Source organism: Archangium sp. (assembly GCF_036389735.1).
Lineage (GTDB): Bacteria > Myxococcota > Myxococcia > Myxococcales > Myxococcaceae > Archangium.
Map to the genome: position 1 here is coordinate 1 of NZ_DASVWK010000758.1, position 12,455 is coordinate 12,455.

Below are 12,455 nucleotides of genomic sequence, written 5' to 3' on the forward strand. Positions count from 1 at the left end.
ATCGTGAAGTAGCCGGCGAAGGCGAAGGTGCCGTGCAGGCCGAAGTAGAAGGCCCACCTGGGCACCGCGAGGATGGCCAGGCCCAGGGTGAGGAACATGAGCCGCGCGTAGAAGAGGGCGCGGGCCCGGGCCACGAAGCGATCCTGCTCCCACGAGGCGGTGGCCTGTTCGGCGGAGACGCTGTCCGTCAGCTTTCGCCGCTCCAGCACCGCGCGCACGCGGGCGCGCCGGTGCGAGTCGGGCTTGTCATCATCCAAGGCGAGCGCGGGTTCCATCGGGCCGGCAGCTTAGGAGACCGGTCGGGTTTCCGGGAATCCCCTCACTCCGGAAGGCGCCTGCCCCCCCGCCAGGAGGAGGAGGCAGGCACGGCGGGCGGAGGCTACTGGGCGCTCTTGGCGGCGCAGGCCTTGCGGGCCTCGGGATTGCGCCCGAAGACGTACTCCAGGCGGTCCTTGCTCTCGCCGGTGGCCTCGTTGAAGAGGGGAGAGCCGCCCGCGTACATGGTGCCCTCGGGGTGGCCGTAGCGATCCATCTTGCGCTCCTGGAGCCAGCGGTCCACGCAGGCCTCCACGGCCGGGTTGGCGCCCTGGGCCTGGGTGCCGGAGTCTCCGTCGGTGGTGGGCGTGGGCGTGGGCGTGGTGCCGGAGACGGTGGCCGGAGGCGAGGTCTGCTGGCCGGCATCGCGGTAGGAGGGGTTTTCCACCGGGTCGCCGCCGTTCTCCCCGGTCTTCTTGGGGCAGCCGGCGACGAGGACGGCGAGGGTGAGCAGGGCGAGCGCGTGTCTCATGGGATCCTCTGAGGGGGAATGCGGGGAAGGTGCTCCGGATTCGGTTGCGCGTCCGTGAGCTGGGACGGAGCGGGGCGGGAAGATATTCGGTACGAGTCCCGGGGAGTGCGGCTTTTCGCCGCGCCTGTTGACGGCGGACGGGGGCTCGGCGAGGGTCGCCTCCGTGGAACGAGTGGCTTCGGCGCGGGTGCTGGTGGTGGGCGCGGGCGGACTGGGCTGTCCGGCCTCGCTGGCGCTCGCCCAGGCGGGCGTGGGGCACCTGACGCTCGTGGATCCGGATCGGGTGGAGGTGACGAACCTCCACCGGCAGCTCTGGCACCGCACCTCGGACGTGGGCCGGCCCAAGGTGGAGTCGGCGGCGGACGGGCTGCGGCGGGCCTTCCCGGGGCTGCGCGTGGAGACGCTCGCCGAGCGGGTGGACGACCGCAATGCCGGCGCCCTGTTCCAGGCCCATGACGCGGTGGTGGACGCGACGGATGGGACGTCCACCAAGCTCTTCCTGTCGGAAGTGGCGGTGACGGTGGGCGTGCCGCTCGTCTACGGGGGGGTGCTGCGGATGCAGGGACAGGCGATGCGCGTGGAGCCCGGTGGGCCGTGCCTTCGCTGCGTCTATGAGGAGCCGCCCTCGCCGGACGCGGTGCCCACGTGCGCGCAGGCGGGGGTGCTCGGCTCCATGGCGGGGCTGGTGGGGGCAGTGCAGGCCCTGCTGGTGCTGGAGTGGCTGCGCGGCCCGGCTCCCGAGGCGAGGGGAGAGGCCACCCTGCATGTACTCGACGGGGCCACGCTGCGGGGCCGCCAGGTGCGCGTGCGCCGCGCGCCCGACTGCGAGGGCTGTGCGCGCCCGCGCCCGCCCGTCTTCACCGAGGAGATCGCCCGATGCACGAGGTAGCGCGGACGCTGGACATCACCCGCGAGGTCTGCCCGATGACGTACGTGCGCACGAAGCTGGCGCTGGAGGCGCTCGACGAGGGCGCGGTGCTGGAGGTGGTGCTGCGGGGTGACGAGCCGCTGAAGAACGTCCCGCGCAACGCACGCGACGAGGGGCACGAGGTGCTCTCCCTGGAGCCCCGGGGCGATGGCACCCACCGGCTGCTGCTGCGCAAGCAGGGAGCCCGCTGAGCATGGCCCTGCGCGAGGACCAGATTCTCCGTTACTCGCGGCAGATCCTCCTGCGCGAGGTGGGCGGACGAGGCCAGGAGAAGTTGCTGGGCGGAGGGGTGCGACTGGTGGCCACGGGGCCCGCGGGGCTGACGGCCGCGGCGTACGTAGCGGCCGGGGGCACGGCGGTGGAGGCGGGCGCGGAGCCCCTGTCTCCGGGAGCCGAGGGCTTTCTCGTGTCCGCCGGAGAGGTGGGAAGGCCGGCCGCGGAGGTGCTCGGGAGGGTGCTGCCGGACGTGAACGCGGACGCGCTGCCCCCGCGCGGCACGGGGAGGCTGGCGGAGCTGCCGGCGGAGTGGGACGGCGAGGGCCCCTGGGTCGCGCTGGGCGGCGACGGGACGCGAGGCGTGGTCGTCTTCCGGGGCACGGGCGGGTGCGCCGGCTGCTTCGCGGCCACCACGGCCACGCTGGGTGCTCCTCCTATAGGAGCGCTCGGGGTGGGGTTGGGAGCCTTGGGTGCGCTGATCCTCCAGCGGCTGCTGCTCGGGCTGGGGCCGGCGCTGGGCGGGTGCGGGTGGGAGGCGCCGGGGGTGATGACGGATCTAAAGATACGGGGCTGCGGCCGGTGCGGTTGAGCCCCGCGCTGCCCGAGGATCTGTCGGAGGTCATCCGACACCTCGAAACCTGCTACCCCCGGGAGGGCTGCGGGGTGTTGCTGCGAGCGGGGGAGGAGGGGCCCTGGCGGGTCCGCCCCCTGCGCAACGTCCAGGACGACCTCCACGCGAGCGACCCTGTGCGCTTTCCTCGCACCTCGCGGACCGCCTACGCTTTTGATCCACGCGAGTGGCTCGGGGTCCTCACCGAGGCCGAGGCCCAGGGGGAGCAGGTGGCGTGCGTCTTCCACTCACATGTGGACACGGATGCGTGCTTCTCCGACGAAGACCGACGTCAGGCGGCTCCAGAGGGGCAAATCCTGATCCCAGGAGCGGCGTACCTGGTGATGGCCATCCACTCCGGGTGTGTCAGTGAGGGGAGAATTTTCCGGTGGGCCTGCGGAGAGTTCCAAGGACATCCGGTTTGGCGGGGCTCATGGACGCCCCAACGCACGGAATTCTCTTGAGAAGACGGGCGTTTGGCCGTTTGCCTACCCTACCTGCGGAAAGGTGGGTATGAATTGTCAAACGCCGGGATTCTCGTCTATAACGCCCCCGACTTTTGATCTGCCGCGCTCTGGGGGGTACGGACAACACGTTACCCTGGGAAGCGCAGGGAGTTTGGGATCCGTATGGCGCAGACGACTGGATTCACCATTTGGCTGACCGGCATGTCCGGGACCGGCAAGAGTACGATGGCTGCCTACATCGCGGCCCGGCTCAGGCAGGTGGATCGCAACGTGGAGATTCTCGACGAGAACGAGCTCGGGGAGGCGCTATGGGCGGGCCTGGGAGACACCAAGGAGGACCGCATGACGGTCGTCCGCCGGCTGGGGTATGTGGCCGGGCTGCTCACGCGCAACAACGTGGCGGTGCTGGTGCCCTGTGTGAGCCCCTACAAGGCCGGGCGCGAGGACAACCGCCGGACGATCGGCCGGTACATCGAAGTGTACGTGGACTGCCCCACCGAGAAGCTCATCGAGCGGGACACCACGGGCCGCTACAAGAAGGCGCTCGGGGGGGAGATCCCCAACTTCATCGGCATCACCGAGCCGTATGAGCCGCCCGCGTCCGCCGAGGTGGTGCTCCACTCCGACCAGGAGACCGTGGAGGAGGGGGCGGGGAAGATCTTCCAGTCGCTGCTGGACCTCGGCTACGTGACGAGCGAGGAGCTGAAGATCATCACCGGCAAGAAGATGAAGGCCCAGCCGCCCACGAAGACGCAGGTGGTGGTGGCCAAGCCGGGCAAGGCGGCTCCGGCTCCGGCGGCGGCCAAGTCGGCGAAGGCGGCGGCCAAGTCGGATGCCGGCAAGGGCGCCAAGGCGCGTCCGGCGGCGAGGGCGGCCCGGGTGGCCAAGCCGGCGGCCAAGAAGTCGGCGGCTCCCAAGCGCAAGGCCCGCTAGACAAGCGCTCGCAGGACCGGGAACCCCCAGGTTGCTTGTGGCAACCGGGGGTTCTTCGTTTATAGAGGTACCCCCTATGCTGAGCCCCGAGCGGATCCAGGCCCTGTGTGACTCCTCCCGCCCCAAGCTGGACGCGATGCGTACGGCGTTGCGCGCGCATGGTTCGGCGCTGGTGGCGTTCTCGGGAGGGGTGGACTCCACCTTCGTGCTGAAGATCGCGGTGGAGGAGCTGGGGGAGCGGGCGCTGGCGCTGACGGCGTTGTCGGCCTCGGTGGCGCCCGAGGAGGAGAAGGAGGCGCGGGAGCTGGCGGCGCGGCTGGGCGCCAGGCACGTGGTGGTGTCGAGCGACGAGCTGTCGAACCCGAGCTACGCGGCCAACCCGACCAACCGCTGCTACTTCTGCAAGACGGAGCTGTACGACCTCTGCGAGGCGAAGCGGAAGGAGCTGGCGCTCGAGGTGGTGCTGGACGGCTTCAACGCGGACGACTTCAAGGATCACCGACCGGGGCACCAGGCGGCGAAGGAGCACGCCGTGCAGTCGCCGCTGGCGAAGGCGGGGCTGACGAAGGAGGAAATCCGGGCGTGGAGCCACGCGCTGGGGCTGCCCACGTGGGACAAGCCTCAGATGGCGTGCCTGGCGTCGCGGATTCCGTACGGGACGTCGGTGACGCGCGAGCGGCTCTTCCAGATCGCGGGAGCGGAGTCGGAGCTGCGCCGGCTGGGCTTCCGGCAGTTCCGGGTGCGCTACCACCAGGAGGTGGCGCGCATCGAGCTGGCGGCGGAGGAGTACGAGCGCTTCCTGTCGGCGGAGGTGCGTCGGCAGGTGGACGCGGGGCTGAAGGCGCTGGGGTTCAAGTTCGTGGCGTTGGATCTGGAGCCCTTCCGTTCGGGGCGGATGAACGACGCGGCGGGAATCCAGCGCCCGGGGGCGGATACCCACCCGCTGCCGGTGGTGAGCTGATCCCGTCCTGATCCTGGACGATCCCCGGAGATCCGCACCTGTCTCTCCTGATCGCGATCCTGCCCACCCTGGCCCTCGCACAGGGCGGGTGGAGCCGTCCTCCGACCCGAGGCCCGGCGCTGCTGCTGGGTCCGGTGCTGACCTACACGGAGCTCGTCGCTTCCAAGGAGGCGCGGCGAGGCCTCGCGGGTCACCTGGAGCTCGGGGCCAGCGTGCCGGTGGGCTACGAGGAGAACGAGCTCTTCCTCCTGGCCCGCGCCGGAGGCGGAACACCGGGCTTCAGCCTCGGGGTGCATGGGGGCTACCGGAGCGTCTTCGAGCTGGAGGAGTGGCAGTCCTACGCGGATCTCGGCGTCGCGGTGCACCTGCGCCCGAGCCTGTGGGCGGGGCCCCGGGTAGGCCTGGGTGCGAGACGAGCGCTGAGCGAGCGCCTCACGCTGTACGGGGCGCTGGGAGGACAGCTCGGATTTGGATCTGGTCTCCGATTGGACGTAGAGGTGAGCACCGGCCTGCGCTGGAGCTTGTGATCCGCGGTTGATCCGAAACTGATCCGCCGCTGATCGCGAAGTGATCCACCAGGTCCGATGATTTTCTTGCGATCCGGTGCGTATGTGAGACCTTGTGCGCGCCTGTAGGAGACAACGCACATGGACATGAATCCTCGTCTCACCTCGGTGGTGTTCCGTCTCAACCGCGAGAAGCTGGATGCGCTCAAGGAGCTGTCCCGCTCCACGAGGATCCGCCAGAGCGAGTACCTCCGGGAGGCCATCTCGGATCTGTTGGCGAAGTACGAGGATCGCCTGGTCGACTAGGCGGCGGCGTCGGAGTCCGCTTCGGCCGGGAGACAGAAGGGAGGCCCCAGGGGGAGACCCGGGGGCCGGGCCCGCTCCTCCGGGGTGAAGGGATCCAGTTCGGGCGCATAGCGCACCTCCCAGAGCAGGAGCCCCTTGGCGGGGGCCTTGAGGCCGGGGATGGGGGTGCCCGAGTCGAGCGCGGCGCGGTAGTGCTCCTCGGGGAGGGCACCGGCGGCGGTGAGCAGCGCCGAACCCACGAGGTAGCGCACCTGGTAGCGCCCGAACCCATCTCCGCGCAGCCGGGCCTCGAAGAGTCCGTTGCCCAGGTGGTGCAGGGTGGAGGACTCCAGGGTGCGAGGCTTGCGCAGACTGGAGTGCTCGTGGAAGGCGTAGAAGTCGCGTTGGCCCACGGCGGCGCCAAGCAACTCCGCGACCCGCTCGGGCTTGAGGACGAGGCCCTCCAGCCGGGGCTCGGTGGACGGCTCCATGACGAAGGGGCGCCAGGCCTCGGCCGGCGCGCCCCCGAGCTGAATCCGGTAGCGGTACTCCTTGCCGACGGCGCTCCACTGGGCGTGGAAGCCGGGAACGGGGCGCCGGGCGACGCACAGCCCGAGATCCGGCGGCAGGTGGGGGACAATCCGCTCGGAGAGCATCTCCGAGGTATAGAAAGGTGGCAGCCGGATGCTGGCCACCTGCATGCGCGCGTGGACGCCGCGGTCGGTGCGGCCGGCGGGCATGAGGGTGTAGGGGACCCCGGCCTTCTTGAGCGAGGTCTCGAGGGCTTCCTGGACGGTCAGGCCCTCGGGCTGGCGCTGGAAGCCGAGGTAGTCGGTGCCGCGGTACCAGATCCACAGGGCGGCGGGGGTTCTTTTCACGGGGGGTGTAGGTCCGATCGAGGGGCGTTGCGGCAACCCGCGGGGACTAGGATACTTCCCCGCCCATGTCGGCCGCACAAGACCTCCAGAACTTCGAGCAGGCGCAGCTCGACACCCAGTGGCTCTATCGCCAGGGTGACCTCGTCCTCGGCCCGCTGACCGGCCACCAGTTGGTGGAGAAGCTCTACGCGGGGGTGCTGACGGGAGAGACGGATGTCTCCGCCTCGGGCCCGAGCGGCTTCCGCAAACTGAAGGAACTGGACGCCTTCCGGCTGCACGTCGAGAAGGCGGCGGTGAAGCAGCGGGTGGAGGCGGAGGTGCGGGCGCTCCGGTCGCGGCGCACGCGCCAGCGGCTGATCGCGGGAAGCGTGGCGGCGGTGGTGCTGGGCGCGCTGGGGCTCGGCGCGTGGCAGATCTCCCGGTACGCGGCCGTGTACATGCCGAGCGAGAACGGGGCGTTGGACATCCAGGTGGACCCGCCGGTCATCACCGTGGCGAAGCGCTCGAGGCCGGAGGAGCTCTTCGAGTACCCGGGTGAGCCGAAGCGGGCGCCGGACCGGACCCCCAGCAAGCCCGCCGAGCCGTCCGTGGAGCAACCGCCGGAAAAGCCCGCGAAGCCGGAGAAGGTGGCGTCGGCCTCGCCGGTGCCAAAGCCGGGCCGCCGCCCCGCGGGCAAGGTGAACGCCGACGGGGATGGGCTGGCGACCGAGGTCAACTACGACCAGTCGGCGATCAACAAGGTGGTGAAGTCGAAGCAGAGCTCGCTCTTCCACTGCTTCCAGGAGGAGGCCGATCGCCGCCCGGGCTTCTCCGCCAAGGTGCCGCTCGAGTTCACCATCGGAAACGATGGCCGGGTGGCCCAACTCTGGGTGGACCATCCGCAGCTCAAGAAGGGGGCGATGTACGACTGCCTCCTGGTCGAGCTGAAGAAGTGGCCCTTCAAGGCCTACACGGGTGAGCGGGCCACGGTGAGCCTCTCGTTCACCGTTGGGAAGAAAGGCTAGGCGGCGGCAGGTCGCTTTTTTGCCCCCTCGGTCTTCCTGATCGATACGGGGAGCATGGTGACCGCCGCTGAGTTCGACATCGAGAAGAAGGCCGCCTCCGTGCCCCCGGGCACCTTCCGCCACACCGTGCTGGTGGCGGCCAAGCGGTTCAAGTCCACCTGGGCCGAGCTGGGCAAGCTGCTGGTGCAGGTCCGGGACGAGAACCTCTGGGAGTCCTGGGGCTACGCCAGCTTCGAGGCGTACTGCCTGAAGGAAATCCACATCAAGAAGCAGACGGCGCTGAAGCTCACGCGCTCGTTCAGCTTCCTGGCCAAGCACGAGCCCGCCGAGGAGGTGGCCCAGGACGACTTCCCCCAGAAGGCGCCTCCCTTCGAGGTCATCGAGGTCCTGGCGGACGCGGAGGAGCGTGGCCAGCTGTCGCCGCAGGAGTATCGTTCACTGCGTGACAGTATCTGGAACCCCGAGAAGCCGGCCAACGAGCTGAAGAAGGAGTTCGTGGAGCGCTTCCCGAAGCCGGCGCCGGAGCCCCCCCCGGAGAGTGCCCAGGTGAGGAAGCTGGCGAACGTGGCCCGCAAGCTGGCCTCCGAGGTATCCGGGTGCCGGAAGGTGCCCCATGCCATCGCTGAGCGGGCAGCCGCCCTGGCCGAGGACCTGGAGGAGATCGCTTCGGGCGTGAATGACGCCTGAACGGGTGTTACTCAACGCTGACCTCGTCCGGCGGTGCACAGCTTGTCGGACGACACATCCGGGTTGGGCTTCCGGTGCGTTCAAGCGGAGCCTATATTTTGGCGGACGGCTGTTCGAGACGTGGGCAGCCAGACGACTTGGGTGTGGTGAGGGTGTCGGCTAGGTAGGCTCCGGGTTGACCGGGGTCGGTGAACTCGGAGGCGGCAGTGAAGAAGGAGCACCACGTCAACCTGTCCTGCTCGTTCTGCGGCAAGTCGCAGCGCGAGGTTCGCAAGCTGATCGCGGGCCCGACGGTCTACATCTGCGACGAGTGCATCAAGCTCTGCAATGACATCATCGCGGATGAGAACGAGCGCGAGGAGGGTAAGCCGCAGGTCAGCTTGCCGACGCCGATGGAGATCAAGGCGTTCCTCGATGATTACGTCATCGGTCAGGACCAGGCGAAGAAGGTCCTGTCGGTCGCGGTGTACAACCACTACAAGCGCATCTACCAGAAGAAGCCCACGACGAAGCCTCGTCCGGGCATGAAGCCCTCGGGCTCGGAAGACGTCGAGCTGAGCAAGAGCAACATCCTCCTGGTGGGCCCCACGGGCAGCGGCAAGACGCTGTTGGCGCAGTCCCTGGCGCGCTTCCTCAACGTCCCGTTCACCATCGCGGACGCGACCAGCCTCACCGAGGCCGGTTACGTGGGCGAGGACGTGGAGAACATCATCCAGAACCTGCTCCACAACGCCGATTACGACGTGGAGAAGGCGGCGCGGGGCATCGTCTACATCGACGAGATCGACAAGATCGCTCGCAAGGGCGACACGCCGAGTGCCACGCGCGACGTGGGCGGCGAGGGCGTGCAGCAGGCGCTCTTGAAGATCATCGAGGGCACGCGGGCCAACGTCACGCCCAGGGGCGGGAAGAAGTACAACCAGCAGGAGTACGTGCAGGTTGATACGACGAACATCCTGTTCATCTGCGGCGGTGCGTTCCACGGCATCGACGGAGTGATCAAGCGCCGGGTGGGCGAGAAGGGCCTGGGCTTCGGGGCGAAGATCACCCACCGCGAAGAGCGCAGCGTGGGCGAGCTGCTGGCGATGGTGGAGCCTGAGGATCTGATGAAGTTCGGGATGATTCCCGAGTTCATCGGGCGTCTGCCGGTGGTGGCGACGCTCAACGATCTGAAGGAAGAGGATCTGATCACGATCCTCACCCAGCCGAAGAACGCGCTCATCAAGCAGTACCAGAAGCTCTTCGAGATCGAGAAGGTGAAGCTGACCTTCACGAAGGAGGCGCTGAGGGCGATTGCCAAGGAGGCGATGCGTCGCAACTCGGGAGCGCGCGGCCTGAGGGCGATCCTCGAGGACGCCATGCTCGACATCATGTACGACGTGCCGTACCGGGACGGCGTGAAGGAGTGCAAGATCACCGAGACGGTGGTGACCAAGCACGAGCCGCCCCAGCTGGTGATGGAGAAGGAAAAGAAGTCGGCGTAACCGAGGCCAGACTTCCGCTCCACGGAGCCCCCGCTGCCCACCGAGGCACGGGGGCTTCTTCATTTTCCCCGCGTCAGCTCGACACGCGCACGGTGGTCTGCATCTCGCGGCCGGTGGCCGGATCCTTCGCGCGCATGGTGAGGATGCCTTCCACGTTCACGTCGAAGGTGATCTCCACCTGCACCGAGCCCGCTCGGGCCGGGCGGATTCCCGAGAAGGTGAACTCGCCCAGCAGATCGTTCTTCGTCACCAGCTCGTCGTCGCCCTGGAAGATGCGCATGGCGAGCTCGGTCTGGTTGTCCTTGCTCGTGGTGGCCACCAACTGCTTCGCGTTGGGGATCGGCGCGTTGCGCGGGAACACCGTGTGGAACGCGCCACCCGCCCGCTCCAGGCCGATGGCCATCGGAATCACGTCCAGCAGCTGCAGCCGCAGGCTCGAATTGTCCTCCAGCGACTTGGCGTAGAGCGCCGCGCCCACCGCCACCGCCTCGTCCGGGTGCACACCCTTGCTCGGCGTCTTGCTGAAGAACTTCGTCAACCGGTCCTGCACGATGGGCATGCGCGTCTGCCCACCCACCAGCAGCACCTCGTCGATGTCCTTGGTGCTCAGCCCCGAGTCCACCAGTACCCGCGCCACCATCTGAAGCGTCCGGTCCACCAGGTGGTTCGTGAGCTGCTGGAGCATCTTGCGCGTGAACTTCATCTCGATGTTCAGCGGCTGGCCCTGCGCCGTCATCGTGATGAAGGGGATGTTGAACTGCACCTCGTCGCGCGCCGACAGGTCGATCTTCGTGCGCTCGGCGAGATCCTTGATGCGCTGCATGGCCACCGGGTCCGTGGCCAGATCGATGCCCGTCTTCGACGCGAAGTCCTTGAGGACGTGGTGGATGATGGCGTTGTCGAAGTCGATGCCGCCCAGGAAGATGTCACCGCCGGTGGCCTTCACCTCGAAGACCCGGTCGCGGATCTCGATGATGGACACGTCGAAGGTGCCGCCGCCCAGGTCATAGACGAGCACCTTCTTGTTGACGTTCTTGCCGGCGCCATAGGCGAGCGCCGCCGCGGTGGGCTCGTTGATGATGCGCACCACCTCCAGATCGATGAGCTTGCCGGCCTCCTTCACCGTCTGGCGCTGCCGATCGTTGAAGTACGCCGGCACCGTCACCACCGCGCGCTTGATGGGCGTCTTCAGGTGGTTGGCGGCCACATCGCGAATTTTATTGAGGATCTTCGCGCTGACCTCCTGGAGCGAGAACTCCTTCTTGCCCACGTCCAGGACGACGTCGTTCTTCTTGCCGGGGCGCATCGAGTACGCCACGGTCTGCTTCATCGAGGCGACGATCTCGCTCTGGAAGGGCCGCCCCACCAGCCGCTTGGCGCCGTAGACGGTGTTCTTCGGGTTGAGCTGCCACTGGCGCTTGGCCTCGTAGCCGATCAGCTCGTTGCCCTTGTCGTCGATCGCGAAGATGGAGGGGATGGTGTACTCGCCGCCCTTGTAGGGGATGAGCTTCACGTTCCCACCGTCCTCGACGATCGCCGCGCACGAGTTGGTCGTGCCGAGGTCGATTCCGATGATGGGGTCCTTGAGCATCGCGCGGGGACTCCGAAAAAAGGGGGGCGCGGGGCGAGGGCGGCTCGTCCCAGCGCTAAGACCCCGGAGGTTAGTGCAAGTTCACTGGGGTCGCGAGCGAGAGTAGGCGTCCATCACCATGGGCAGTTGCAGCAGGTTCACGCCCGGCGCGTCCAGCACGCCCTCGGCGGACAACCCCGCGGAGAGCTTCAGGGCCGCCACCTCCAGCGAGGCCCCGGGCTGTCCGGCGGGATCCGTATCCGCCCCCGTGGGCGACTCCGGCAGCCGTACCGGCCCCCCGCCAGACTCCAGCGCGAGGTACACCACATGCCGCCCCTGGGCCCCGGTGAGCGTCACCCGGACGAGCCCCGCGCCCGCCCCGGCCAGCGCGCTCCAGCTCGTCGGGGACGGCGTGAAGGTGCGCTCCCCGGCCGTGTAGGCGGCGGTGGGTATGGGCAGGAAGTCGGGCACGGAGACGCGGGTGGGGAGGGCGGCTCCCCGGACGATGCGCCCGCTGACGGACGCCCCCGAATTCGCGGAGGTGGCGAGCGCCCACACTCCGGGTATGCCCACCTCGGCGCCCCCGTACGGTGCTCCACTGCGCAGGAGCACCGGCTGTACGGGCCGTGTCCCATCCGGCTGCGCCGCCCCAGCGGTCCGCGAGGCCAGCCCCAGGGGCATCAGGCCCGCCTCGGGAGACAGCTCCACGGCGGAGACCACGGCCGTGTCGAACCCGGAGGGCAGGTTGGGGAGCACCACCTCGGTGCGGCGGAGCTGCTCGCGGCGGGGGCGGTGGGAGAGGGGGGCGAAGCGGTTGTAGTCCGGCAGGTCCTCGCTGCCCTGGCAGACAGCGGTGTCCGAGCACAGACCGTCTCCGTCCAGGTCCGTCGCGTCCGGCACGTAGGGCAGGTGGGAGATGGAGGTGAAGGCCTGGAGCGCGTAGTCCATGGCGCCGCAGTAGGCGAGCAGGTCCGTGGGGCGGAGGCTCGAGGCCCGCGCGAGGGGCAGCTTGCCGGCGAAGGCGATCGCGGTTCGGCGCCCCGCCTGTCCCAGGCCGAACGAGCGCGGCTTGAGCTCCGTGTTCCCTCCCAGTCCCAGCGAGGCGTAGGCCACGAGGCCGCCGGGGGCGGGGACGCGCT

General features: G+C 68.8%; 15 protein-coding genes and 1 pseudogene. 11 read left to right on the top strand and 5 right to left on the bottom strand.

The window, feature by feature from the left end; translation table 11 throughout:
- Together VF794_RS26865 and VF794_RS26870 are read right to left on the bottom strand one after the other, a co-directional pair.
- Positions 1-275, bottom strand: a pseudogene (locus tag VF794_RS26865) (sensor histidine kinase); the annotation flags it as partial.
- A 104-nt stretch (positions 276-379) separates the two neighbouring features.
- Positions 380-787 (bottom strand): hypothetical protein, encoded by a 408-nt coding sequence (locus tag VF794_RS26870; RefSeq protein ID WP_331115232.1) that lies wholly within the window; start codon positions 785-787, stop codon positions 380-382.
- 163 nt (positions 788-950) lie between these two features.
- Between VF794_RS26870 and VF794_RS26875 the strand changes: the two genes are divergently transcribed.
- The 8 genes from VF794_RS26875 (at position 951) to VF794_RS26910 (ending at position 5,714) form a co-directional block, all read left to right on the top strand.
- The gene (locus VF794_RS26875) at positions 951-1,676 is read left to right on the top strand and encodes a HesA/MoeB/ThiF family protein (RefSeq protein WP_331115234.1); all 726 of its coding nucleotides are present in this window, start codon (positions 951-953) and stop codon (positions 1,674-1,676) included.
- Positions 1,664-1,906 carry a sulfurtransferase TusA family protein gene (locus tag VF794_RS26880; protein ID WP_331115236.1) on the top strand — a complete coding sequence of 81 codons (243 nt, stop codon included), beginning with the start codon at positions 1,664-1,666 and terminating at the stop codon, positions 1,904-1,906. Before VF794_RS26875 ends, VF794_RS26880 begins: the two co-directional genes overlap by 13 nt.
- Positions 1,907-1,908: 2 nt before the next feature.
- The gene (locus VF794_RS26885; protein ID WP_331115238.1) at positions 1,909-2,520 is read left to right on the top strand and encodes a ThiF family adenylyltransferase; all 612 of its coding nucleotides are present in this window, start codon (positions 1,909-1,911) and stop codon (positions 2,518-2,520) included.
- A complete protein-coding gene (locus VF794_RS26890) occupies positions 2,511-3,005 on the top strand; it encodes a M67 family metallopeptidase (RefSeq protein ID WP_331115240.1) in 495 nt (164 codons plus the stop codon). Before VF794_RS26885 ends, VF794_RS26890 begins: the two co-directional genes overlap by 10 nt.
- A 165-nt stretch (positions 3,006-3,170) precedes the next feature.
- Positions 3,171-3,941: an adenylyl-sulfate kinase gene (gene cysC / locus VF794_RS26895; protein WP_331115242.1), complete on the top strand. Its 771-nt coding sequence runs from the start codon at positions 3,171-3,173 to the stop codon at positions 3,939-3,941.
- Positions 3,942-4,017: 76 nt separating this feature from the next.
- Positions 4,018-4,902 carry an ATP-dependent sacrificial sulfur transferase LarE gene (gene larE, locus VF794_RS26900; protein WP_331115245.1) on the top strand — a complete coding sequence of 295 codons (885 nt, stop codon included), beginning with the start codon at positions 4,018-4,020 and terminating at the stop codon, positions 4,900-4,902.
- Positions 4,903-5,036: 134 nt separating this feature from the next.
- Positions 5,037-5,429: a hypothetical protein gene (locus tag VF794_RS26905; RefSeq protein WP_331115246.1), complete on the top strand. Its 393-nt coding sequence runs from the start codon at positions 5,037-5,039 to the stop codon at positions 5,427-5,429.
- A gap of 120 nt (positions 5,430-5,549) precedes the next feature.
- On the top strand, positions 5,550-5,714 hold the full coding sequence (locus tag VF794_RS26910) for a ribbon-helix-helix domain-containing protein (protein WP_169352029.1): 165 nt from the start codon (positions 5,550-5,552) through the stop codon (positions 5,712-5,714).
- On the opposite strand, the gene VF794_RS26915 is transcribed toward VF794_RS26910, so the two are convergent.
- Positions 5,711-6,571 (bottom strand): tRNA pseudouridine(38-40) synthase TruA, encoded by an 861-nt coding sequence (locus tag VF794_RS26915; protein WP_331115247.1) that lies wholly within the window; start codon positions 6,569-6,571, stop codon positions 5,711-5,713. The two genes, VF794_RS26910 and VF794_RS26915, sit on opposite strands and share 4 nt — an antisense overlap.
- A 65-nt stretch (positions 6,572-6,636) precedes the next feature.
- On the opposite strand from VF794_RS26915, the gene VF794_RS26920 reads away from it, so the two are divergent.
- From VF794_RS26920 to clpX, 3 genes are all read left to right on the top strand, one after another.
- Positions 6,637-7,575, top strand: a complete 939-nt coding sequence (locus tag VF794_RS26920) for an AgmX/PglI C-terminal domain-containing protein (protein WP_331115248.1) — start codon at positions 6,637-6,639, stop codon at positions 7,573-7,575.
- A gap of 54 nt (positions 7,576-7,629) precedes the next feature.
- Positions 7,630-8,262 (top strand): hypothetical protein, encoded by a 633-nt coding sequence (locus VF794_RS26925; protein WP_331115249.1) that lies wholly within the window; start codon positions 7,630-7,632, stop codon positions 8,260-8,262.
- Positions 8,263-8,468: 206 nt separating this feature from the next.
- Positions 8,469-9,746 carry an ATP-dependent Clp protease ATP-binding subunit ClpX gene (clpX, locus tag VF794_RS26930; protein WP_331115250.1) on the top strand — a complete coding sequence of 426 codons (1,278 nt, stop codon included), beginning with the start codon at positions 8,469-8,471 and terminating at the stop codon, positions 9,744-9,746.
- Between the two features lie 73 nt (positions 9,747-9,819).
- Here the strand turns inward: clpX and VF794_RS26935 are convergent, their stop codons facing one another.
- Complete coding sequence (locus VF794_RS26935; RefSeq protein WP_331115251.1) at positions 9,820-11,337, bottom strand: Hsp70 family protein; 1,518 nt, start codon at positions 11,335-11,337, stop codon at positions 9,820-9,822.
- 81 nt (positions 11,338-11,418) lie between these two features.
- The coding region (locus tag VF794_RS26940; protein ID WP_331115252.1) for a hypothetical protein at positions 11,419-12,455 on the bottom strand (1,037 nt) is incomplete at its 5' end.